20 protein-coding genes and 1 pseudogene are annotated in these 24611 nt (G+C 46.9%); 4 read left to right on the forward strand and 17 right to left on the reverse strand.

What is annotated here, in order from left to right; genetic code table 11:
• Window position 1: 1 nt before the first annotated feature.
• The 4 genes from SD450_RS04580 to SD450_RS04595 form a co-directional block, all read right to left on the reverse strand.
• Complete coding sequence (locus SD450_RS04580; protein ID WP_318343454.1) at window positions 2–2125, reverse strand: Tex family protein; 2124 nt, start codon at window positions 2123–2125, stop codon at window positions 2–4.
• A gap of 131 nt (window positions 2126–2256) precedes the next feature.
• The gene (gene metG / locus SD450_RS04585; protein ID WP_318343455.1) at window positions 2257–4386 is read right to left on the reverse strand and encodes a methionine--tRNA ligase; all 2130 of its coding nucleotides are present in this window, start codon (window positions 4384–4386) and stop codon (window positions 2257–2259) included.
• A 144-nt stretch (window positions 4387–4530) separates the two neighbouring features.
• Window positions 4531–6249, reverse strand: a complete 1719-nt coding sequence (locus SD450_RS04590) for a DUF1501 domain-containing protein (RefSeq protein WP_318343456.1) — start codon at window positions 6247–6249, stop codon at window positions 4531–4533.
• Between the two features lie 11 nt (window positions 6250–6260).
• Complete coding sequence (locus SD450_RS04595) at window positions 6261–7751, reverse strand: DUF1800 domain-containing protein (protein WP_318343457.1); 1491 nt, start codon at window positions 7749–7751, stop codon at window positions 6261–6263.
• Between the two features lie 170 nt (window positions 7752–7921).
• On the opposite strand from SD450_RS04595, the gene SD450_RS04600 reads away from it, so the two are divergent.
• The 3 genes from SD450_RS04600 to SD450_RS04610 all read left to right on the forward strand — a co-directional run bounded on the left by SD450_RS04600 (window position 7922) and on the right by SD450_RS04610 (window position 11052).
• Window positions 7922–8281 (forward strand): YraN family protein, encoded by a 360-nt coding sequence (locus SD450_RS04600; protein WP_318343458.1) that lies wholly within the window; start codon window positions 7922–7924, stop codon window positions 8279–8281.
• Window positions 8282–8335: 54 nt separating this feature from the next.
• Window positions 8336–8995, forward strand: coding sequence for an aspartate kinase (locus SD450_RS04605; protein ID WP_318343459.1), 660 nt, complete (start codon window positions 8336–8338; stop codon window positions 8993–8995).
• A 74-nt stretch (window positions 8996–9069) separates the two neighbouring features.
• Window positions 9070–11052, forward strand: a complete 1983-nt coding sequence (locus SD450_RS04610) for a DUF3352 domain-containing protein (RefSeq protein ID WP_318343460.1) — start codon at window positions 9070–9072, stop codon at window positions 11050–11052.
• Here SD450_RS04610 and SD450_RS04615 read toward each other — a convergent pair.
• A complete protein-coding gene (locus SD450_RS04615; protein WP_318343461.1) occupies window positions 11049–11552 on the reverse strand; it encodes a VOC family protein in 504 nt (167 codons plus the stop codon). The two genes, SD450_RS04610 and SD450_RS04615, sit on opposite strands and share 4 nt — an antisense overlap.
• A gap of 89 nt (window positions 11553–11641) precedes the next feature.
• Here SD450_RS04615 and SD450_RS04620 point away from each other — a divergent pair, with 89 nt between their 5' ends.
• On the forward strand, window positions 11642–12796 hold the full coding sequence (locus SD450_RS04620; RefSeq protein WP_318343462.1) for a serine hydrolase domain-containing protein: 1155 nt from the start codon (window positions 11642–11644) through the stop codon (window positions 12794–12796).
• Between the two features lie 24 nt (window positions 12797–12820).
• Here SD450_RS04620 and SD450_RS04625 read toward each other — a convergent pair whose 3' ends face one another.
• The 12 genes and pseudogenes from SD450_RS04625 to SD450_RS04675 form a co-directional block, all read right to left on the reverse strand.
• Window positions 12821–13138, reverse strand: coding sequence for a VOC family protein (locus SD450_RS04625; protein WP_318343463.1), 318 nt, complete (start codon window positions 13136–13138; stop codon window positions 12821–12823).
• Between the two features lie 39 nt (window positions 13139–13177).
• A pseudogene (locus SD450_RS19520) lies at window positions 13178–13252 on the reverse strand (glyoxalase/bleomycin resistance/extradiol dioxygenase family protein); the annotation flags it as partial.
• A gap of 5 nt (window positions 13253–13257) precedes the next feature.
• A complete protein-coding gene (locus SD450_RS04630; protein ID WP_318343464.1) occupies window positions 13258–13650 on the reverse strand; it encodes a VOC family protein in 393 nt (130 codons plus the stop codon).
• A 31-nt stretch (window positions 13651–13681) separates the two neighbouring features.
• The gene (locus SD450_RS04635) at window positions 13682–14107 is read right to left on the reverse strand and encodes a VOC family protein (RefSeq protein ID WP_318343465.1); all 426 of its coding nucleotides are present in this window, start codon (window positions 14105–14107) and stop codon (window positions 13682–13684) included.
• A gap of 6 nt (window positions 14108–14113) precedes the next feature.
• The gene (locus SD450_RS04640; protein ID WP_318343466.1) at window positions 14114–14470 is read right to left on the reverse strand and encodes a nuclear transport factor 2 family protein; all 357 of its coding nucleotides are present in this window, start codon (window positions 14468–14470) and stop codon (window positions 14114–14116) included.
• A 133-nt stretch (window positions 14471–14603) separates the two neighbouring features.
• Window positions 14604–18089, reverse strand: a complete 3486-nt coding sequence (mfd, locus tag SD450_RS04645) for a transcription-repair coupling factor (RefSeq protein WP_318343467.1) — start codon at window positions 18087–18089, stop codon at window positions 14604–14606.
• A gap of 179 nt (window positions 18090–18268) precedes the next feature.
• The gene (gene pdeM, locus SD450_RS04650; RefSeq protein WP_318343468.1) at window positions 18269–18901 is read right to left on the reverse strand and encodes a ligase-associated DNA damage response endonuclease PdeM; all 633 of its coding nucleotides are present in this window, start codon (window positions 18899–18901) and stop codon (window positions 18269–18271) included.
• On the reverse strand, window positions 18902–19195 hold the full coding sequence (locus SD450_RS04655) for a type II toxin-antitoxin system RelE/ParE family toxin (RefSeq protein ID WP_318343469.1): 294 nt from the start codon (window positions 19193–19195) through the stop codon (window positions 18902–18904).
• Window positions 19180–19413: a hypothetical protein gene (locus tag SD450_RS04660; RefSeq protein ID WP_318343470.1), complete on the reverse strand. Its 234-nt coding sequence runs from the start codon at window positions 19411–19413 to the stop codon at window positions 19180–19182. The genes SD450_RS04655 and SD450_RS04660 overlap by 16 nt, the downstream gene beginning before the upstream one ends.
• 39 nt (window positions 19414–19452) lie before the next feature.
• Window positions 19453–21915, reverse strand: coding sequence for a ligase-associated DNA damage response DEXH box helicase (locus tag SD450_RS04665; RefSeq protein ID WP_318343471.1), 2463 nt, complete (start codon window positions 21913–21915; stop codon window positions 19453–19455).
• A 3-nt stretch (window positions 21916–21918) separates the two neighbouring features.
• Entirely contained in the window at window positions 21919–23571 is a 1653-nt protein-coding gene (locus tag SD450_RS04670) for an ATP-dependent DNA ligase (protein WP_318343472.1), read from the reverse strand.
• On the reverse strand, window positions 23568–24596 hold the full coding sequence (locus SD450_RS04675) for a ligase-associated DNA damage response exonuclease (RefSeq protein ID WP_318343473.1): 1029 nt from the start codon (window positions 24594–24596) through the stop codon (window positions 23568–23570). Before SD450_RS04675 ends, SD450_RS04670 begins: the two co-directional genes overlap by 4 nt.
• Between the last annotated feature and the right edge of the window lie 15 nt (window positions 24597–24611).

The following is a 24611-nucleotide window of genomic DNA, read 5'->3' on the forward strand; positions in this document are numbered from 1 at the left end:
CTTATTTGTGCAGCGCCAACTGTATCCGTTTTCTCGGCACATCCACATCCAACACCTTTACGATCACTTGTTGGTGAAGGCTCACATGTTCGTTGACATCCTTTACAAAGGTATCGGACAGATTGGAAATATGGATCAGGCCACTTTCCTTGATCCCAACATCCACAAAACACCCAAAGTTGGTGATGTTGTTCACGATGCCGGGCAGCAATTGTCCTTGCCGAAGGTCGGTGATTTCTCGGATATTCTGGTCAAACGTAAACACCTTGGCTTTTTCCCTGAGGTCCAGACCCGGTTTTTCCAATTCCTTTACAATATCCTCCAAAGTGGGCATGCCAATGGTTTCCGTGCAATAGGATTTCAGGTCAATGCGCTGCAGGGCAGCCTTGTTCCCGACAATTTCCTCAAGCGGAATGTTTTGGTCCTTGGCCATTTTCGCCACCAATGGGTAACTTTCGGGGTGTACCGAGGAATCGTCCAAGGGATTGTCCCCATTTTTGATGCGCAAAAAGCCAGCACTTTGCTCAAACGCCTTTCCACCCAAACGGGCCACTTTTTTGATTTCTTCCCGGTTCTTGAAAGCCCCATTTTCATTTCGATAGGTCACAATGTTTTCGGCGAGTTTGGGTCCGATGCCGGAAACATAACTCAGCAAGGGAACACTGGCGGTATTGATGTTAACGCCTACGGCGTTCACACAACTTTCCACCACGGTGTCCAAAGAGGTTTTCAATTTGGTTTGGTCCACATCGTGCTGGTATTGTCCCACCCCGATGGATTTCGCATCAATCTTGACCAGTTCGGCCAACGGATCGGCCAATCGGCGACCAATGGAAACTGCTCCCCGAACCGTCACATCATAATTGGGAAACTCGTCGCGGGCAATCTTGGAGGCCGAATAGATGGAGGCCCCTGCTTCGCTCACTACAAATACTTCAATCGGTTTTTTAAAAGGAATGCGTTTGATCAATTGCTCGGTTTCGCGCGATGCGGTCCCGTTGCCAATGGCAATGGCCTCAATTTTATAGGCATCCACCAAAGAACTTATTTTCTTGATGGCCCCGTTTCTGTCATTCTGTGGCGCGTGGGGATAAATGGTTTCGTTGTGCTTTAAATCGCCCTGTTCATCCAAACAGACCACTTTACACCCCGTCCGGAACCCAGGGTCGATGGCGAGAATGCGTTTTTCGCCCAAGGGAGCGCCCAAGAGCAATTGCTTTAGATTTTTGGAGAACACTTGAATGGCTGCCAAATCCGCTTTTTCCTTGGCAATGTTCAACAATTCGTTGGAAAGGGAGGGAAACAACAGCCTTTTGTAGGCATCGGCAATGGCCATTTGGATGTGTTCGGCACAGGCATTGTTCGATTTGATCAAACGACGTTCCATGTTCTGAAGGGCACGCTCCTCGTCAATTTCGATCTTCACCCGGATGAATCCTTCCTTTTCTGCCCTCATGATGGCCAAAAACCGGTGCGAAGGGCAGCGGTCCAGCGGTTCGTTCCAATCAAAATAATCCTGGAATTTTTGGGCCTTTTCATCGTCTTTTTTGGTTTTGATCACTTGGGTGGTGATGATGGCATGGCGTTCCAATTGGCCGCGGAGCTGGTTTCGGATATCACTCCGTTCGTTGATCCATTCGGCAATGATGTGGCGGGCACCTTCCAAGGCTTCATCCTCATTTTGGACTTCCTTGTTGAGGTATTTGGAGGCAATGAACTCGATTTCATCGGCGTTTTGCGCCATGATGATCTTCGCCAAGGGTTCCAGGCCATTTTTACGGGCCGTCTCCGCTTTGGTCTTTTTACTCTTTTTGAAAGGAAGGTATAGGTCTTCCAAGCTGGTCAGGTCCATACAGCCCAAAAACTTGGCCTTGAGGTCAGGCGTGAGGGCTCCTTGCTCTTCCACCGCTTTGATGATGGCCGCCTTTCTTTTTTCGAGGGCCTCAAACTGGGTTTTGTATTGCACAATGGCCCCAATCTGGACTTCATCCAGATTTCCCGTGCGTTCCTTTCGGTATCGGGAAATAAAGGGAATGGTACAATCCTCGTTCAAAAGTGTGACGGTATTCTCGACACTTTTTTCGGATAATTGAGTGTGCTGAACGATATAGGGGATGAGTTGCATGATGTTTGTTTAGTAGTTGTCACTTCGAGCCTGCCTTTGTCGGCAGACAGGCGCAGTCGAGAAGTCTTACCATCGAATTTTTTAAAGCTGGTCTCGACTGCGCTCGACCGGACAGTTTCTTTGGATATGAGTTAACTTATACCTTCCCCATTTTTAACCCCATCCTCATCGGGATTCATAAAAACGAGTTTGCCCTCTTGGTTTTCGGTCATCAAGATCATGCCCTCGCTTTCCACACCACGTAGTTTTCGTGGGGCCAAGTTCACGAGAACGGTCACTTTTTTACCGATGATTTCTTCGGGTTTAAAACTTTCGGCAATTCCGGAAACAATGGTTCGGGTGTCGAGACCTGTATCGATTTTCAACATCAAGAGTTTGTCGGCCTTCGGCATTTTTTCCGCTTCCAAAATGGTGCCTACCCGCATGTCCAATTTGGCAAAATCATCGTACGTGATGGTTTCTTTTTGTGGCATGATTTCTTTTTCAGTTTCACCTGCGCTGAGCGTAGCCGAAGCGTTGGATTTTTTAGTGGCTTCCAGTTTGTCCAATTGTTTTTGGATCTCGTCATCCTCAATCTTTCGGAAGAGCAGTTCGCTTTTTCCTAATTGATGTGGTTCACTCAATAGAGGAATATTTCCAGCTACATCGTTCCAAGATAATTTATCGACTAATTGACTATTACGATAGGGATTATCATTTTTACTTGAAGCAATATTCAATATTTTTTTAAGTTTTGCAGAAGTAAAAGGCAGAAACGGCTCGCTCAATAGGGCAAGCCCGGCTGCGATCTGCAATGCCACATACATGATGGTGTTTACACGCTCTTCATCCGTTTTGATGAGTTTCCAAGGCTCTTCGTCGGCCAAATATTTGTTGCCCAATCGCGCGAGGTTCATCAATTCCTGACTGCCTTCACGGAAACGGTAACGCTCCAAGGAGTTGGACAGGATTTCAGGAAAACCTTTCAGGGCCTCCAAAGTCTCTTTGTCCACTTCTGAAAAAGCACCGGGGGTGGGGACCACTCCGTTGTAATATTTTTGGGTGAGGACGGCGACCCGGTTCACGAAATTGCCAAAAATGGCCACCAGTTCGTTGTTGTTGCGCGCCTGAAAATCCTTCCAGGTAAAGTCGTTGTCCTTGGTCTCTGGCGCATTGGCCGTCAAGGCATAACGTAGCACGTCCTGCATATCGGGGAATTCTTCCAAATACTCGTGCAACCAAACGGCCCAATTCTTTGAGGTGGACAGTTTGTTTCCTTCCAGGTTTAAAAACTCGTTGGCAGGCACGTTTTCGGGCAAAATGAAATCACCGTGGGCCTTCAGCATGCTGGGGAACACAATGCAGTGGAACACAATGTTGTCCTTGCCTATAAAGTGCACCAATTTGGTGCTTTGGTCCATCCAGTAGGGTTTCCAGTCCTTGCCCTCACGTTCGGCCCATTCCTTGGTGGACGAAATATACCCAATCGGCGCATCGAACCACACATAGAGCACCTTGCCTTCGCCCCCTTTCACGGGCACGGGGATGCCCCAATCGAGGTCACGTGTCACCGCGCGGGGTTTTAGGCCATCATCGATCCAGGATTTGCACTGGCCATACACGTTGGGTTTCCAATCGGATTTGTGCCCTTCCAAAATCCATTCTTTTAAAAAATCCTCATACCTGTCCAAAGGCAAAAACCAGTGTTTGGTGGTCTTCAGAATAGGGACTGCACCGGTAATGGTCGATTTTGGGTTGATGAGGTCGGTGGCGTTCAGGGAAGAGCCACAGCGCTCACATTGGTCGCCATAGGCCTCTCCGTTTCCACATTTGGGGCAGGTACCGATCACAAATCGGTCCGCCAGAAATTGTTTGGCCTCATCGTCGTACAATTGTTCGGTCTCCTCTTCGATAAAGTCGCCCTGATCATACATTTTTCGGAAAAAATCGGAAGCCGTTTTATGGTGTACCTCGGCCGAGGTCCTAGAATAGTTGTCAAAGGAAATCCCAAAATCCGCAAAGGACTTTTTGATGATCCCGTGGTACTTGTCAATGATTTCTTTGGGGGTAACCCCTTCCTTCTTGGCCTTCATTGGTATGGCCACCCCATGCTCGTCGCTACCGCAAATGAATGCCACATCGTTGCCCTTGAGCCTTAAATAGCGTGAATAGATGTCCGCAGGAACATAGACGCCGGCCAAATGCCCAATGTGGATGGGACCGTTGGTGTAGGGGAGTGCCGCAGTGATGGTATATCGTGAAGGATGGGTATTCTGGGTCATGAAAATTCTAAATTAGGCCCCAAAAATACTGATTTTAACGGGATCGGTCATAAAAAAGGAAACCCCCGAAGATGCGACCCAATTTGGGGTGTGGGGTACATCATCGAGGGAATCCCGAAATAGATAACAAAGTGTCCCGCTTCTTTAGGAAATCATAACTGATTTACTCATTTTTTTACCTCCGACCGAAATCCTATAAATATATTTTCCTGTGGAAAGGCTGTCCCGCATCTGTTCACGGATGTTGATCTCCATAGGGCCTTCCGGCATGATTTGATTCAAGAGTGTGCCGACCCGTTGTCCCAAAATATTGAACAGTTCTATATCCACGTGTGCCGTTGTGGGCATATTCAGGTAGATGTTTGGGTTTCGGGGGGATGTCACTGGATAAACTGCCGCATGTACGATACCGTCCAGAATATCCGGGCTCGGATTGTTCGGGTCTTGTCCCGGAGGGGTTTCCGGCAAGATGGGCGGATCGTTGTCCATGGCAATGTCCTCCAAGGTCTCCCCACTACAGTTAAAACCTAGGTCAATGGCCCGGTAGGGGTGGCCCAAAAGGTGCTGCTCCACGGAAGCCCTGGGCACGCACAGCCATTCGGCCAAAACGGTGCCATAAAGGTCCCTAAAGTCCATGGTGTACTCCAGGTTGCCCCTATTGTTCGGTTCGTCAAGGGACGGATGTTCGCCCACAAAGGCACTTCCACTCAGCCCGGATCCAAAGAACAGGGTTGGGGCGGCCTTACCGTGATCGGTACCGTTAGATCCGTTTTCAAAGATCCTACGGCCAAATTCAGAAAAGGTCATGCTCAATACCTTGTCGTCCTGTTGGGTGAAGGCAATATCCTCATAAAAATTGTTGATGGCTATGGACAGGTTGGACATCAATCGCTCGTGGACCAAAGGCTGGTTGCCATGGGTGTCAAACCCGCCCATGGAGATCATATAGACCTTGGTGCCCAAATTTCCTTTGATCAATCGGGCCAAAAGAGCCAATTGTCTGGCAAAGCCGTTGTCCTGATATTCCACTTGGTTCTGCCCACGCATGTATGCCTCATGGATTATCCCCGCATATTCGTAGGTGGTGTTGGCCACACCGCGAAGGAAACGGAGCTGATCGCCGTACATACAGTTGTCGAAAGGTGCGTTCTCAATTTCATAGAAGGCACCCGTTTGGGCAATCTGTTCCAACTGGTCCACATTGTTGGTCACAAAGGCATAGTTGGTTTCTTCGCCTTGAAAGACCAAGTTGGCCAAGTTCCCGATTTGGATGGCCGCAGGGGCCGCTGGCGGATTGATAAGGTAATCGGGGTAAAGCTCTTCAAAATGTCTGCCCATCCAACCCGTATTTTCCCCAGAAAATCCAGTGGTGGTGAGGTCGGTATTGGCAAAAATATCCGATCCCGTAAAGTGGGAAAGGCTTTGGTTCTGATAGCCTACTCCATGTACTGCTTTGAACTGCCCATCACCCCAAAGGGATTCCAGGGCACTCATATAGGTGGGCACGCCAAAATCGTCGGTAAGTTTCAGGACCTTGCTCTCAGGGATATAGATATTGGGCCTGGCATTGGCATAGGTGTCATATTGTTGGATGGGAATCACGGTACTGAGACCGTCATTTCCACCTGATAATCTGATCAAGATCAAAATATTGTCTGTTTCAGCAGCTGCAACTGCTGCTGTCAAAGGTGATGGAGCGGAGGCCGAGATCAAGTGGCTGCCGAGGAACATGGATCCGGAACCGGCTATACCTAGTGCCTGGAGGAACGAGCGTCTGCTCCATTTGGTGTGCTCCAGGTCATGGCCCTCATGCTCAAGGCCTTTGTATGGAGATGTATCGTGGGTGTGGTGGGTATCGCACATGGCTGTTGGGGTTATTTAAGTTGAAATTCAGGTTGCCGGACAATATTCAATAGCAATAAATACACCTGATAGTCAGCATCCTCTAAAGTCATGTTCCAACTGTTTGTCTCATAAACGTTGTTGTCTTTATAAGGTTCACGAAAAACGGTGAATGCTGCTGAATAATCATCTTCCGTCAATAATCCTTTGGGCAACATAAAGTCAATTATTGCCCTCGCAACTACATCGGGGTCACTGACAGTGGCCCCATTGGCGCCGGTAGCAGCGATTCCAAAATCTCGAAATTGTTCGGAGTCTGCTTGGAAGAAACGCTCCAAAAATACTTCGGTGGTCAACCAACGACCGATCATAAAATTGGTGTTGATCCATTGTCGGTCACGTTGCCAACCTTCCACTTCGGGTGGATTGAAGAGTTCTTGACCAATCAGCGATGCCGAATCGATCATGTTCAACACCGTGGTGTCGTCATAGGTGAACCCGGTTTCTTTCAATAGGTTGTAATACAGGTCAAAAGGACTCTTTATGATGACGCCAATGGCGGTTTCATCAAAAAAGTGCTGGCTTTTTAAAAGCTGGCGGATCACCGGGGCTATTTCAAACCCGCTGGAGATAAAAGTCTGCGCCATCCCATCGATGATCTGTGGGGCAATGCCATTGCCTTCCTCGTCCGTTGAATCAGGGTGCACAAAAAACTCATACAGTTTCTTGCAGATGAACCATGCCGTTTCGTTGGCCCTTTCATTGAAAAGGATGTCGATCACATCATCATAACCCCAATTCCCGGTCTGCCCGAAGACGGTCTTGTTATCGGTGTTGAACTCGGTAGGGTCAAAAGTGACCTGCGTACAGCCTTCTTCACCCCTTTCGGTATATCCGGAAAGCGCTTTGGCCGTCTCAATAATATCCTGTTCGGTATAATTGTTTCCTTCGCCCATGGTAAAGAGTTCATAGAGCTCACGGGCATAGTTTTCGTTGGGATTGTTCCCTCGGTTTCTGGCACCGTCCAAATAATACAGCATGGCACTGGTGAGGCCCACCTCACTGGTCAGTGTCTTGAAATTGCCCAACGCATTCCGTTGGAGACAATTGATGTAATAGTATAGGAACTGGTTACAGTTATAAACTTCCAGTTGGGTCACGAAGTGGTTGCTCCAAAAGAAGCTCATCCGGTCCAGAAGACCATTGTCCAACAAAGCGTTCCCGTAAGTGGTGGAATATTCCTGTAGTTGTGCCCTGCGCATCTGTCCGGCAAGATCATCGTCAGCAGGATAATTAGAATCGTTCCAATCCGCCCATGCGGGAGGAGGGATCAAAGGAGTGGCCAAGGCTTGGTCCACAAGATTGTCCACAAGGGAAACGGCTGATTGTCCGACCGCGGCATTCACGGTCTGTACGGAAGCACTGAAACCGAGCCTGCGGTACAAGTGGGCCGCACGAACCTCGTCCAATGGGGTAGTATAGGGCGCCAAAGTTGAGGTATTGCAATTGACGAAGTACTCCATAGCAATGTTTGGGGTTATTTAGTACATAGTTCGGGGTCAACTATATGTTTATGCTAATGTTGGGTGTGGTTCAATTGAGCCAGCAAATTACAATGATAACGTCAGTTTGTCCTTGAACTACCAATTTTTTCGATGAACTGCACACATTTTTTTGATATTTTTCCAACCGTATGGAATCAAGCAACGATTTTGGAAAGTTGGGGGAGCAAAAGGCCGTGGAGCATTTGTTGGGAAAAGGATATGCTATCTTGGAACGGAACTACCTATACCTCAAGGCAGAAATAGACATCATTGCCCGACATGGGGACACCTTGGCCATAGTGGAGGTAAAGTCAAGAAACACGGGCTTTTTGGAAGATATTATGGATACGGTGAATGCCAAAAAAGTGAAACTTTTGACCATGGCGGCCGACCACTACGTACAGAAAAATGAGCTTGATGTAGAGGTCAGGTTCGATGTGATCACCGTCATCAAAACAGGTCGTGAAATCCAGTTGGAGCATCTCGAAAATGCATTTTATCATTTTTAACCATTTGTTTGTTTTGTAACAATATGTTATTTTTGTTCAAAACCAGCCTTAGAAATGAAAACTATATCCGCCGTAGTTGAGCACTACATCAAGAAAAAGCCGTTTTTGCAAACCGCCTTGGCACAAGGGATTATCAACCTTACATCGCTTTCAAGACAAATAAAGCCCGAGATTGCCGACGAACTGGGCAAGGATGTGAAGGATGGTGCCATTGTGATGGCGCTCAAGCGACTTTCGGATGATCTTGAGTTCAGGGCCACACACAAAATTGTAAAGGTACTGAAGAACATCGGTGAGATCACCGTGCGGTCCAACCTCTCCGATTACACCTTCTTGGCCTCGGATACCATTTTGCAGCAACAGGCCAAACTGCTTGAGGAAGTGAACGAGAACCAGGATGTGTTCTACACCTCTTCCCGTGGGGTGAACGAGATCAATATCGTGATCAGCAACATCATGGACAAAGTGGTGGAAAAATATTTCAAACAGGAGCGGTGCACCCAAAAGGCGGAGGGCCTGTCGTCCATCACAGTAAAACTGCCCGCCGAGAACGTCTCCGTGCCTGGGATCTATTACTTTATTTTCCAGCGCTTGGCCTGGGAAGGGATTGTGCTCTATGAGGTCATCTCCACGACCAATGAGTTTACCATTGTGGTGAACGATGAGCAGGTGGATGTAGCCTTCAAGACCATCAAGGACCTCAAATTGTTATAAGAGCGGCTACTCTTTTCGTGGGTCTAAACTAAAATGCTGACTCTTTCGTTTTAGAAGGAGACACTTTCAGTAGAATGACCAAAAAAAGGATTCTTTACGGTTTTTTGGCCCTTTTTGCGCTCTATCTGTGCTATCTGGCCTATATTTTTCTGCTCTCCCCTAAGACCAATCTACAATCCATCTACCTGATTCCCAAGGATGCTGTTTTCATTGTGGAATCCGAACAGCCCGTGGAAAGTTGGAAAAAGGTAAGCGAGAGCGATGCTTGGCACCACCTCAGGAAGAACGATTACTTTTCCGAACTCACGGAGAACATTCAAAAGGTGGATACCGTCTTTAACAACAACCATAAGTTGTTCGAGTTTTTTGATGGACGGTCGTTGTTCATCTCCGTCCACATGATCTCCCCGAAGGACTATGGCATCTTTTACGTGCTCGACCTCAAGCGGATTGCCAAACTGCAACTGCTGAAGACCTACCTGAACACCTTGCTGAATGATGATTATGTGATGAGCAAGCGCATGTACCACAACCATGAGATCTTGGAGGTGCACGATCGCGAGAGCAAGGAAACCATGTACCTGGCCTTTATCAAAAACCAATTGGTGGCCTCTTACACGCATACTTTGGTGGAAGCTTCCATAGATCAGTACCAAGAGCCGGTGCTGGGCAGGAACCTCAATTTTATTGAGGTCAACCAAAAAGTTGGCCATGAGGACCTCTTCCGGATGTATGTCCAGTACCATTATTTTGATGACTACATAAAACGGTTTACCAACACCCCATCGGATTGGGTGCGACGGGTGAGCGAGAATTTTTTGTTTTCGGGCTTTTACTTTGACCTTGACAAGAACAGTACCTTGACGGCCAATGGGTTCACCAACATCAGCGGGACCAATGAGTATTATTTGGAGGCCCTGCAAAAATCGGGAACTGCCGAACGGACCATCCCGACCATTGTGCCCAAACGTACCGCGCTCTACATCAGTTATGGGTTCGATAGTTTTTCCGAGTTCTATAAGAATTTTGAAAAGGTACAGCAGAACGACCCCCAGCAGTTTGAAAGCTATCAAAACGGCATCGAAAAGGTGGAAAAGTTCCTGAAGATCGATGTGAAGGAGAACTTTGTGAGTTGGATTGATGATGAGATAGCCGTATTGCAGATCCAGTCGCGCATTTCCAAAGGAAAAAACGATATGGCGCTGGTACTGAAGGCCAATGATGCGGAAAAGGCCCGGACGAATCTAAACTTTGTGCTGGAGCAGATCCGGAGGAAAACCCCGGTCAAGTTCAAGACGGTGGAATACAAGAAATACGACATCAATTTCCTTTCCATTAAAGGTTTTTTCAAGATGTTGTTGGGCGGTCGATTCGATGAATTTGACAAGCCCTATTTTACACAGATCGATGAGTTTGTGATCTTCAGTGACAACCCCAACACGCTCAAAAGTATCATCGATGATGCTTTGGAAGGGGAGACGCTGGCCACTTCAAAGGAGTTCCGTGATTTTGACGACAAGTTTGAATCGGAATCCAGTGTGTTCGTGTACAGCAATGTGCCTCTGTTTTTTGACAATATGTATGCGTTGGCCGATGCAGACACCAAACAAAAAATGCGCAAGAACAAGGATTTCATCATCTGCTTTCCACAGTTCGGGATGCAATTGACGCCCGAGGACGACCTGTTCGAAAGTAGGTTGGTGATCAACTATCAAGATGTGCAAGAGGTGAAAAAGAATGCACAGTTTGAAGACAAGGCCCAAATCCCAAATTCCAAATCCCAAAGTTCCGACCCGATCGAGATCACGGAAGCCGTTTTCAACTTAAAACCTATCTACCCCACAGACCTCAATGCGAAAACTTTCAGCGTGAAATATCCCAACGGGACCATCAAGTTTGAAGTGGAACTGAAGGATGGCCTCAAGCACGGCCGCTATACGGAATACTATCCCGATGGCACCGAAAAAATGACAGGCCGTTTCCGAAAGGACCAGCAAGTGGGCACTTGGCGGTACTACGACAAACAAGGGGAACAGGTCGTTAAGAAACGGTTTTAGGCCGTTTGGAGTTCCCCTAAAAGATTGTTGAGGTCAAGCGGACGTGTGTACATTTCCAACGAACCATCCTCTTTTTGTGGCCAATCCGCTTTGGGACGGTCCCAGTAGAGTTCCACGCCATTCCCATCAGGATCGTCAAGATATAGGGCCTCGGAAACGCCATGGTCGGCGGCACCGGTCAAGTCATATTTTGCTTCCAACAATCGGTTCAGGATGGTGGCCAAGTCTTTTCGTGTAGGGTACAAAATGGCTGTATGGAAAAGCCCGGTCGTGTTCTTGGGTGCTGGCGGACCATTTTTGCTGTACCAGGTGTTCAGCCCGATATGGTGATGGTAACCACCCGCCGAAATGAAGGCCGCCTGGTCGCCGTAGGTTGTGGTGACCTCCAAGCCCAATAGGCCACAATAAAAATCCAAAGCTCGCTGCAGATCGGAAACTTTAAGGTGCACATGGCCGATTTTGGTCTGGGGAGGAGCAATATATTCAGGAGTTTTGTCCATGGTTTTAAAATTGAAATACAAAGGTAGCCATTGGAGCCGTTCCAAGAACAATCATTAACTTGAGGGAATTTTTAAACCAGACCCTCAACATGAAACCAACTTCACGATGGTATGTGCTCCTTTTTTGGGGCCTCCTGAACACCGTATCCGCCCAAGACCTTTATTTTCCCGAACGGAATGAAACATGGAAGTCCGCTGGGAAAAATCAATTCAAACATGATGCCCAACAATTGGCCGAAGCAGTGGATTTCGCCAAGGCACACGAATATTCCGGGTCCAGGGATTTGAGGATCGCCATTCTGGAAGGGTTCAAGCAAGAACCTTTTCATGACATATTGGGCCCGACCAGAAAAAGGGGAGGCCCTGCGGGCATAATCTTGAAAAACGGGTATGTGATGGCCTCTTGGGGCGATACCAAACGCGTGGATATGACCTTTAGCGTTACCAAAAGTTTTCTCTCCACTGTGGCCGGATTGGCCGAAGATGAAGGGTTAATCGTGGACACCCAGGACAAAGTGGGTGACTATGTTTGGGACGGCACATTTGATGGGGAACACAACGCCAAGATCACTTGGGAACATCTGTTGCAACAAAACTCCGATTGGTCGGGGGAACTTTGGGGCGGCAAGGATTGGGCGGATCGCCCACCACGGGAAGGCGGTCTGGACGACTGGAAATTCCGAAAGCTCAACGAACCCGGTACTGTGATGGAATACAACGATGTGCGCGTAAATGTACTGGCTTATTCCCTGACCCATGTGTGGCGAAAGCCCTTGCCCATGGTTCTAAAAGAGCAGATCATGGACAACATAGGTGCCACACCCACATGGCGCTGGTTTGGGTATGACCATGCGTGGACAGAGATTGATGGCATCCAAATGAAATCCGTGACGGGTGGGGGACACTCAGGAGCCGGATTGTTTATTTCCACGGAAGATATGGCCCGTTTTGGCTTGTTGTTCCTCAACAACGGAAAATGGAAGGACCAGCAATTGGTCAGTGAGCGGTGGATTACAAAAGCAACAACACCTTCGGTGCCCAATGTAAATTATGGGTATATGTGGTGGTTGAACCAAAAAGGCTCCCGCCATTGGGAGGGCGTGCCAGAGCATGTGTTTTACGCAGCCGGATTTGGCGGCAATTTTATTGTGGTGGACCAAAAGAGCGGATTGCTTATCGTGACCCGTTGGTTGGAACCCTCACAAATAGGAGCGTTTGTCAAACAGGTGTATGGAGCCTTCTAAATAGTTCCTTGGTTCCTTGCTTACCTATTGCAGGAGGGACTTGTTCTTATTTTTAAACTCAAGAAACTTTTCCATATCCAAATGGATGATACTCCACGAATGGCCATCTGGGTCTTCCATGGTTCTGATTTTCATGAAACCTTCATCACGAACTGGAATGGGCTCATTTCCACCGGCACGTATGCCTTTTTCAACCATGCGGTTCAATACTTCCATGCTATCCACAGGCAATGTAAAGGAGGCCGTTATGCTGTTTTTCGGGTTTGCAACGGACTTGTCACTCCCGGAATTGAAAAAAGCAAAGGATTGCAGCATCACATAAATAGTGTCTCCCCACTTCATGCATATTTGGTTTTCACCCGTAAACAAAGCATGTTCAGAAAATCCCAACTCCCGATAAAATGCTTGTGATGCACCAAGGTCTTTTGTGGGTAGGTTTATAAAAATCTGCTTCATATATGTTAAGCCAAGGAATGGAGACCGAACATATTTCCTTCGGTATCGGTTGCAAGGGCAATGAACCCATATTCCCCTATGGAAAATTTAGGCTTGAACACTTTTCCTCCAGCTTTTTCAATTCTGGCTTCCTCAATACTGCAATCCTTACTGCCAAAATAGACCAAGGTGCTGTTACCTCCTGCGGCAACACCTTCCATTTTGCAGAGTGCACCGCCAGCGCCAAAATTGTTCATGTCGTTCGGAAAGAATTTCATGGCCAACCCTTCTTCATTGGAAGGCATGGGAAGGTCATCAAATTTGATGTTGAGGACAGTTTCGTAGAACTTTTGCGCACGGGGCAAATCGTTCACATAAATTTCAAACCATACAGCGGGATTGAATTTTTGGTTTTCCATGTTTGAGTGTTTTTGGATTATAGTGTAACTTTTACTTTGGTAATTTGGACATGTCCATGTAAAGCATTCCCCAGCGGTGGCCATCCAGGTCGATAAAGCCCATGACATACATCCAACCATCCACTTCAGCTGGTGCTGCATATACGGTTCCGCCAGCATTCTTGACCATTTCAGCAAATTCATCCACATATTCCTTGTTAGGAGCGTCAAGGTTCAAGTACACTTCGGTTCCTTTGGAGGTATCTGCAATGGGGTTTCCGGCAAAGTGTGCAAAACGTTCTTCGGGAAAGAGCATCAACACCGTTTTGGTCTCATCCAGATAAAAACCGGCATATTCATTGTTTTTGGGTTGATTTTCGGTTTCTTGAAAGCCGAGTTTATTGAAAAATTCTTTCGATTTTTTCACGTCTTTTACGGGAAGATTCACCCAAAACGTCTTTACTTTATTTGTCTTCATCCTATTCTATTTAATCTTTGTTATATACGATTTCATTTCCTTGATCTTGGGATTTTTGAACCCGCTTAAGGTGTACACATCACAAAAAGCATAGGTGGCAGGATTCCCGTTTTGGTCATTGGCATGGATAACGCCATTCACCGCAGCAGTGTTTCCGTGGGTAATGATTTTATCCAGTTCCAGCCCCGATTCCGATTGCACCATCGACTCAATTTCTTTTTTGAATTCCTCCAAACCATGAACGGTTTTACCGCCAAACATGGTCCATTGTATATACTGGGTCACGCTTTCAGCAATAAATTGGGTGTCTGCTTTGGCGAAAGCCTCATTGAATTTTTTCAAAAACTTGCCCTTTTCTGTCATGGGATGAATGATTTACAGTTATTCAAATATACAGGAGACAAAAAAGTGTGGGCATGTGCAAAAACGACAATCCTGCGGGGCGATTCCGCCACATTTTATTTAAAACCGAACGAAGTGGGTGTGAGGAATCGATTTATTGGGACGGTGCCCATTCATAGGAAAAGGGTTTCAAAACCTTCAATGCCTTATCCACGCTGGTGATCTTTTCAAAAACCAATAACAAGCGCAATCCACTACGGGTCTGTTTTTCCTTGAGTCTGGCCTGTTGGGAATGGCTCTGCACATACTGCAATACTCGGGTGAACACTGGGGTCTGATAAAAATTGGACTGCTGGTCCGCAATAAAATATCCCATGAACTTGCCCTGTTTCATCACCACTTTTTCCAGCCCAATATGGGTGGCGATCCATTTGATGCGAACGGAATTCAATAAATCCTGTGCCTGATCGGGCAGTTCCCCAAAACGGTCCACCAAGTCGGCCTCAAATTTTTGGAGTCCTTCCTCATCCTTCACCTCATTGAGTTGGGTGTAGAGGTTCAGCCGTTCCGTAATGTTGTTGATGTAGTCATCGGGAAAGAGCAGTTCAAAATCGGTATCCAGTTGAATGTCTTTCACATAGACCTTCTCTTTGTGGCCTTCCACTTCTTCATATAGATCCTTGAACTCATTTTCCTTGAGCTCGTCAATGGCCTCCGTCAATATTTTTTGGTAGGTCTCAAACCCGATTTCGTTGATGAACCCACTCTGTTCCCCTCCCAAAAGGTCACCAGCACCTCGGATTTCGAGATCCTTCATGGCGATGTTGAACCCGCTGCCCAGGTCGGTGAACTGTTCCAAGGCCTCGATACGTTTCCGTGCATCGGGCGTCATCACTTCGTAGGGCGGGGTAATGAAAAAACAGAACGCTTTTTTGTTGCTTCGACCCACACGCCCACGCATCTGGTGGAGGTCGCTCAACCCAAAATTATTGGCGTTGTTGATGAAAATGGTGTTCGCATTGGTCACGTCCAGCCCACTTTCCACAATGGTGGTGGAGACGAGCACATCAAACTCCCCATTCATGAAGGCGAGCATGAGCTGTTCCAGTTTTTTGCCCTCCATTTGCCCATGGCCAATGCCAATCTTGGCATCTGGGACCAAGCGTTGGATCATTCCGGCCACTTCTTTGATGTTCTCGATGCGGTTATGGATAAAGAACACCTGTCCGCCCCGTTGGATTTCATACGAAACCGCATCCCGAATGATCTCCTCATTGAAGCGGATCACCTGACTCTCGATGGGGTAACGGTTGGGCGGTGGGGTGTTGATGACAGAAAGGTCCCTGGCTGCCATCAAACTAAATTGAAGTGTGCGCGGAATAGGTGTTGCCGTTAAGGTGAGCACATCCACATTTTCCTTGATGGAACGCAGTTTTTCTTTCACCGAGACACCAAATTTCTGCTCTTCGTCCACAATGAGCAATCCCATATCCTTGAACTGCACATTTTTGTTCACCAATTGGTGCGTGCCGATGATGATATCTATTTTGCCAGCGGCCAATCGTTCCAGGATGTCCTTTTTTTCCTTCGCTGTACGGAAGCGGTTGAGGTAATCCACCGTCACAGGCATATCCTTCAGTCGTTCCTTAAACGTGCGATTGTGTTGGAAGGCCAAAATGGTGGTAGGTACCAAAACGGCCACTTGTTTGCCATTGTCCACCGCCTTGAAAGCTGCACGGATGGCCACCTCGGTCTTTCCAAAACCAACATCGCCACAGATGAGTCGGTCCATCGGGCGTTCGCTCTCCATGTCCGTTTTCACATCTTGGGTCGATTTTTCCTGATCGGGAGTGTCCTCATATAGGAAGGATGCCTCCAATTCGTACTGCAAATAACTGTCCGGGGCATATTGGAAACCTTTTTCCAGACGCCGTTTCGCATACACTTGGATAAGATCAAAGGCAATCTGCTTGACCCGGCTCTTCGTCTTTTGTTTTAAATTTTTCCAAGCCGCGGAACCCAGTTTATAAATTTTGGGAGGGGCTCCGTCCTTGCCATTGTATTTCGATATTTTATGGAGCGAATGGATGCTGACGTACAGGATATCGCGGTCACCATAGATCAACTTGATGGCTTCCTGCTTTTTGCCCTCCACATCAATTTTTTGGAGTCCGCCAAATTTCCCAATGCCATGGTCAATGTGGGTGACATAATCGCCGATTTCAAGCTTGTTGAGTTCCTTTAAAGTGATGGTCTGTTTTTTGGCGTAGCCATTTTTTAAATGGAACTTGTGGTATCGCTCAAAGATTTGATGGTCGGTGTAGCAGGCCAGTTTTAAATCAGGGTCGATGAAACCTTGATAAAGCGGAAATACAATTATTTGGTAATGCACGCTTCGACTGCGCTCAGTGTCCTCGCTGCTTTCATTTTTTGGTTGGCTGAGCGTAGTCGAAGCCAAATCGTCAAAAATATCATGAAAACGCTTGGCCTGTTGCTCGGTAGAACAGAAAATATAGTTGGTGAAACCTGCTTCCCGGTTCTCGTTCAGGTTCTCGATGAGCAGGTCGAACTTTTTATTGAAGGAAGGTTGTGGTTTGGTGTTGAATTGAATGATGTCACTTCGACTCCGCTCAGTGACCATATTGCCTGAATTTTGGGGGCTGAGCGGAGTCGAAGCCACAATCTCCACACATAAAAAATCCTCCAACTGCTCTTTCAGCAAAGCTGAATCCGCAAAAAGCTCCTTGGGTTCGGCATGCTTGATTTCCTTGCCCAATTTGGCAAAACTTTCTTCCGCCTTGGCAAAAAAGGAATCGATGCGGTCGTAGATCAAAGCTGGGTTTTTGGCAAAGACCACTGTTTTTGGGGAGATATATTTAAGGAAACTTTCCCGTGATTCCTGTAAGAACTTGTTTTCCACATTGGGGATAATGGTGATTTTCTTCACCTTGTCCGTGGAAAGTTGGGTCTCCACGTCAAACGTTCGGATGCTATCCACTTCGTCCCCAAAAAATTCGATGCGATACGGTTCGTCATGCGAAAAGGAAAACACGTCCACAATACCCCCGCGAACGGAAAATTCGCCGGGCTCGGTGACAAAATCCACCCGTTTGAATTGGTATTCAAAAAGAACCTCGTTCAAAAAATCGAGGGAAAGGGTGTCCTCCAACTTTATTTTGAACGTGTTTTTGTCCAGTTCCTTTCGGGTGACCACTTTTTCAAACAGCGCATCAGGGTAAGTGACGATCACCGCAGGTTTTTTTCGGGAATTGATGCGGTTCAGTACTTCGGCACGAAGCAGTACATTGGCATTGTCGGTTTCTTCAATCTGATAGGGCCTCCGGTAACTTCCGGGATAGAACAACACATCGTTTTCCCCGATCAACTGTTCCAAATCGTTCAGGTGATAAGCAGCTTCCTCTTTATCGTTGAGAATCAATAGAAAAGGGGTGTCAGCTGATTGAAATACCTCAGAAACCACAAAGGAAAGGGAGGAACCCACCAATCCTTTTAGGTTGATTTTTTGGTTAGAGGGAGACTTCTCGACTGCGCTCGAAGTGACAAATTGGGCAATAGTGCCCCGCAGTTTCCCGAGTTGGGGAGACTGTGCAAAAAGCTGGGAAATTGGGGTTTTGGTCAATCCAAAAACTTTGCGGCAAAGATAAAATGAAATGTTTTTATGAAAAATGTTTTTTTAGTCTTTAGTCGTCATGTTGAAATTCCTGCCCGTCCAGCAGGCGGGGTTTCAGCATCTTACTCAAATGGGATTCCGTGTCGGAGCACGGAATGACAAGCACACCGCTGAGCGGAGCGAAGAATCTAAACTTTTACCACAACATCCTCCACAATGGCATAGACCTCATCATTTTTTGAAGGGTTCATGGTATAGGTTCCGGTAAACTCCCCAAAAGCGGGCAAGATCATCTGGTTCTTGCTTTTAAAAAAACAAGGAAGTTTAAGCTTTTGGCGCCCAAATCCATGCAATTTCACGGCAGGGTGAATGTGCCCGCAAAAGGTGAACAGCCCTTCGCGTTCTTCAGGGTGGTGGGTCAATAAAAAATCATCGATGATGAGTTCGGGAAAGATTTCAACGTTGAGCTGTCTGTATTTTTCCGGGGCGATGATGTCGTGGTTGCCCGACACCAGAATAATTTCTGCCGGGGTTTTGCCCACCCAGTTTTCGAACAATTCCCATTCTTTGTTCAAGGAGGAGTGGAACAAATCGCCCAAAAAACAAATTTGAAAAGGTTGAAAATCGGACACGATCTTATCCAGCAACACAAAATTCTTGTGGATGGCTTTTCTAGGGACAGCCGCCCCAAACTTTCTGAAGTGCGAAACCTTGCCCAAATGCACATCACTGATCAGCAACAACGATTTCTCTTTCCAGAAAAGGCCACCCAAAGGGTGGAGGTGGAACTCCTTGCCTTGTATGTGGATGTCCAAGGTCATTTACAAGCTTAGGTTTGAGGGGTCCTGCCTTGAATCCCAAACCAAATGGATCACAATTTCGGCGGTTCGTATTTCATAAAAAATCTTGAGATCGCCCTTGATGAGCACCCGAATGTTTTCCATGTCCGTCTTTAAACCGATAAGGGGGTATTTTGCCAATAGTTTTACAGTCTCGTAAATTTCCTTGTTGAGTTTTCTGCTATACGTATTGGAATGATTTCTTTGGCAGTAGAATTCAAGAATTTTGGTGAAGAGGTTGGTTGCTTTGGGAGTCCAGACTATTTTTTTAGCCATTCTTCATTTTTTTTGAAAACGGCATCATTGGAAATTATATGGTTGGATTTGTACTCCGAAATGCTCTCAGCTATAAAGTTTTGTTCAAATTTTGAAAGCTTGTACTCTTTTTTTACATCATGGGACGCGAGTATTTCCTTCAGAAGCAAAAGCGTTTCCTTGTCCTTAATTGACAACAAATTTTTGATGATATCCGTCTGAAGCTCAGCAATGCCCATACCTAGTTTTTATGTAAAGTTAATGATTTGATGGATTTATCACTTCATCAAAAGTTTTGTCATCCTTTTAATGCGGTCTGCCAATTTTTCATTGGACAATTTTTCCCGAAGTCTGTCCGTAATGATCGGAAAGGAAAACGGAGTGGCATTTTTGCATTGCTTCCAAACGATTTCCTGTTGGGCAATGCGTTCCAAGGCCAGTCGTAAACGACCTTCTTCCAATTGGTGCTCAAAAGTTTCGGTATAGGCTTGTTGGTACAATAGGTTGTCGTCCTCAAAATCCTTGAACACATCGAACAACAATTCAGAACTGCTTTGCAGGTGCTTCATTTTCACCCCTTTTTCGGGATAGCCGGTAAATACCATTCCACTGATCACGGCAATATCCCGAAACTTTCGGCGGGCCATTTCGTTGGAGTTCAAACTTTTTTGAAGGTCGGACAGCATATACTCCGCTGTGAACAGATTGTTGTCCAAAATTGACTGAATATCGATGGGTTTGTCGGACAACAGTTCAAAACCATAGTCATTAAAGGCTAGGGAGCAGGTAATGGGCGTCAACAAACTGATGCGATAGGCCAACAAGCTGCTCATGCCCTCGTGAATACTCCTTCCTTCAAATGGATAAAAAATGTGATGATACCCGTCCGAGGTCTTAAAGGTCTCGATCAAAAATTGATGAGGCAGTGGCACAATACTTTCTTCACGTTGTTTGGCGAACATGGGGGCCAACGATTGAATTTCCTTGGATTGTTCCGAAAAAGGGACCTCTGCTGTGTACAGTTCTTGCCGTAGCAGTTCTGACATCTTTGCAGAAAAACTCAAACGCCCGCCCATCCAACTAGGCACTTTATTGGTGCGTTTGGAAGAATTCCGAACGTGGGCCGCCATGCCCTTTATCCGAATGAATTCCAAATTCCGGCCTGCAAACGTAAACACATCCCCTGGACTCAATTTGGAAATGAAATACTCCTCAATGGAGCCAATGTACCCTCCTTTTTGGTAGCGCACATGAATGGTGGCATCGCCCACAATGGTCCCGATCTGGAATCGGTGCCGCATGGCAACTGCTCGGCTGTTCACTTTGAACCTGCCATCCGCTTCTACCTCCACTTTTTTGTACTCGTCATAACTTTTCAGGCTTTGGCTGCCCATCACCAAAAAATTGAGCAACCACTGCCATTGTTCATCGCTTATGGCCTGGTAACAGAAGGTCTGCTTGATTTCAGGATAAATTTCATCGGGATAAAACCCATCAGAAACCGCCAAAGTGGTCAAGTATTGAATGAGCACATCAAAACTGTTCAGGTAGGGGATGCGGTCCTCAACGGCACTGTTCAGAACCGCTTTTTGCATGGCCGAAGCTTCAATGAGTTCCATCGCATGCGTGGGCAAAAAGTAAATCACGCTTTCCTTGCCGGGACGATGCCCGCTACGCCCTGCCCGTTGTAAAAATCGGGCGACGCCTTTGGGTCCCCCGATCTGGACCACGGTTTCCACTGGGGCAAAATCCACGCCCAAATCCAAACTGGAAGTACAGACCACGGCCTTTAAGCTTTCATTTCTAATCGCCTGCTCCACCCACAATCGGGTTTCTTTGTTGATGCTGCCGTGGTGCATGGCGATTTCACCCGCAAACTCAGGGTATTTTTCCAATATTTTTTGGAACCATATTTCGCACTGGCTTCGGGTGTTGGTAAAAAGCAAAGTGGTCTTGCTGTTGTGGATAATGGGCACCACGTCGTCCAATAAATGCAATCCCAAATGGCCGCGCCAGGGAAAGGTCTCCATTTCTTTGGGGATGATACTTTTGACGGTGATGATTTTGTTGAGATTGGCCTTCACCAAAACCGAGTTTTCCAATGCTGCGGAAAAGGGTCCGAGCAAGACCTCACGTGCCTGTTCCAAATTGCCAATGGTGGCCGAGATGCCCCAAATCCGAAGATTTTTACATACGGATTTCAATCGGGATAGCCCCAGCTCCATTTGAACGCCACGCTTGGTGCCCAATAATTCATGCCACTCGTCCACCACAATGGCGGAGCAATCCTTAAAAATTTTGGCGTACCCTTTTGAGGAAAGCAACAATTGCAGACTTTCCGGGGTGGTGATCAAAAGATCGGGCATGGTGTTCTTTTGTCTTGCCCGTTCCTTGGTTGAAGTGTCGCCAGTACGAATGCCCACCGTCATTTGCGTCTCCAAATCTTGGGTGATTCGCTCTGCGGATTGTTTGATTTCTTGGGAAAGGGCCCGAAGTGGTGTGATCCAAATGGCCTTTAATCCTTTCTTGTGCTTGCTTTTATAATCCGGATGGTTTTTGATGTAGTTCAACACAATGGGAAACCAGAGCGCATAGGTTTTTCCGCTGCCGGTGGGAGCATTCAACAGCCCGTGTTTTCCATCCAAAAAGGCATGCCAAGTCTCCTTTTGAAAGGGAAAGGGTTCCCAGTTTTGTTGGTGGAACCAAGTTTCAGCAATATGGAAAAGCTCCTTGTTGTTCATTTTTTACACAATCAAGCCCTTAAGATCGTCCAAAGAATTGGCTTCTTCTATTGTTTTATCCTTTCGCCACCTTAAAATTCTGGGAAAGCGTGTTGCAATACCACTTTTATGCCGTTTTGATGGGGCAATTCCTTCAAAGGCGATTTCAAAAACATGGTGTGGGGTCACGCTTCTGACCGGGCCAAAGCGTTCCAAGGTGTTTTTTTTGATCCAGGCATCCACTTCCTTGAACTCTTTGTCCGTTAGCCCGGAATAGGCCTTGGCAAAGGTCACCAATTCTTTTTCACCATTTTCATTGGTGTCCCACAGCGCAAAGGTATAGTCCGTGAAGAGGTTGCTACGCCTTCCATGCCCTCTCATGGCGTAAGTGAGCACGGCATCGATGGTCAACGGGTCCACCTTCCATTTCCACCACCCTCCTTTTTTTCGGCCAACTTGGTACGGGGCGTTGTTCTTTTTAAGCATGAGTCCTTCGCTATGCTTTTCCCTGGACAATTCCCGTTCATTTGCAACCTCCATCCAAGAATCGAATTGCATTCGTTCGGACAGGAGTATGGGTAGTTGACTGAGCGTAGTCGAAGTGGCCTTGTTGTTTTTCTCTTGATGGTTGAGCGGAGTGGAAACCACGGAAGAATAAAGCTTCTCCAGAAGCTCCCTTCGTTTTAGGTAAGCCATATTTCGGATATCCTTTCCTTGCCATTCCAAAAGATCATAGACTTTTAATCGTACCGGAATTTTTTCCAAGAGCGATTTTGAAATGTTCTTTCGACCTATTCGGGTCTGAAGATCATTGAAAGTCCCCATTTTTCCTTTGGGAAAGGGAAGTAACTCACCGTCGAGTACGGTGCCATTGGGAACCACTCCCACCAAAGATCCAAATTCCGGATACTTGTCGGTCACCAGTTCTTCACCCCGGCTCCAAATATGGATTTCATGGTTTCGTATAATGACCTGCGCACGAATGCCATCCCATTTATGCTCCACGGACCAGTCCTGCACATCCCCTAAATCTTCTACTTCACCTTCCAGAGCGTAGGCCAAAAAGAAGGGATAAGGTCTGGAGAGCTGATCACTTTCCCTTTCTTCCAAAACCAATTCTTGAAATGAAATGTGGTTTGGGTCCCAATCGCCCATAAGTTTGTAGGCAAGAATGTCTTCCTCAATGTTTGTGGCTTGTGAAAGGGCACGGGTCATCAATTTTTGGCTTACCCCTATCCTAAAACTGCCGGTAATCAATTTGGTGAAGACAAACCGTTCGTAATAATCCAATACCGACCAATTTTGGAAGAGGTAGTTCTTTTTTTCTGCTTCTGTTTGGGGCTTAAGGGCGATCATTTCTTCTAAAAAGTCCGTCAATGACTTTTTTGTTCCTTTTTCTGATGAGGGAACCACCAAGGCAATGGTTTCGGCAAGATCGCCCACAATGTGGTAGCTTTCTTCGAACAACCAAAGGGGAATTTGGGAAAGTTCCGCTGCCCACGTCCGTAACAAGGTGGTGTTCACGGGGCGGGAAGGCCTTCTGTGCGACAAAATGGCGATGGTCCAAACCTTGTCCTTGTCATCCGCCATTTCAAAATATTCGGCCAAAGCCGAAACCTTGATATTGGTCTTATTGGTACTGTCCAAGGTTTTTATGAGTTGGGCAAACTGTTTCATTCCGCATCAAATTTTTCATTTTCGGAAGCACTGATTTCGGACAGTTCCCCTTCATATTGCGTGTTTTCGGTCCGGGCATCATACCCCAGCTCCCTTAAATATTTGGAAAAGATATCGGTATACCCATGGGTGCAGATAATTGTATCGGCCTGTGTGGCCCGAATGGTTTTCAAAAGACCTGCCCAATCACAATGGTCACTCAAAACAAAACCTTTGTCAACGGCCCTTCTTCTGCGCGCACCCCGGAATGCCATCCAACCGCTTGCCGTAGCGGTGACATAGGGCACCATTTTTCGTATCCAAACGCTGCCGTGGGCACTTGGGGGAGCTACCACAATGTTTCCCAGAAGTTCTTCTTTTTTGGTTTCTTTGGTGATGAGGTGGGTTGGAGGCAAGTCCACCATGGAGCGAAGTACTTGGGTCATGTTCTCGACTGCTCCGTGGGTATAGATTTTTCCAATGGAGGTGTCCAAGTATTTGATCAGGCGTTGCGCCTTGCCCAAGGTATATCCGAACAAGATGGAGGTTCTGCCTTCGGACTTGTTCTGGGCCCACCACTGATTAATGTCATGAAACACCTCTTGCTGTGGGCGCCATTGAAAGGCAGGCAATCCAAAGGTACATTCGGTGATGAACGTGTTGCATTTTACCAGTTCAAATGGGGTGGTCAGCCCGTCGTCCTCAATTTTGTAATCACCCGTGAACACCCAAACCTCACCCTTGTGTTCTACCCGAATTTGCGAGGAACCCACAATATGCCCCGCAGGATGCAGGCTGAATTTAACCCCATTCACCACAAAGGTTTCTCCCCATTCTCTGCCAGATACGGAAATGTCACCCAACCGATGCTTGATCACCGGTATGTTTTTCTCTTGGGTGATATAGTGCTTATGGCCCCAACGACTATGGTCGGCATGGCCATGGGAGATGATGGCTTTGTTCACAGGCTGCCAAGGATCGAGATAGACATCGGCCTTTTCGCAATAAATTCCTTTAGGGGTAAATTGTAGCAGCGGTGTTTTCATAGCAATGGAAAATTA

Origin of the sequence: Flagellimonas baculiformis (assembly GCF_033441575.1) — a bacterium.
GTDB lineage: Bacteria > Bacteroidota > Bacteroidia > Flavobacteriales > Flavobacteriaceae > Flagellimonas > Flagellimonas baculiformis.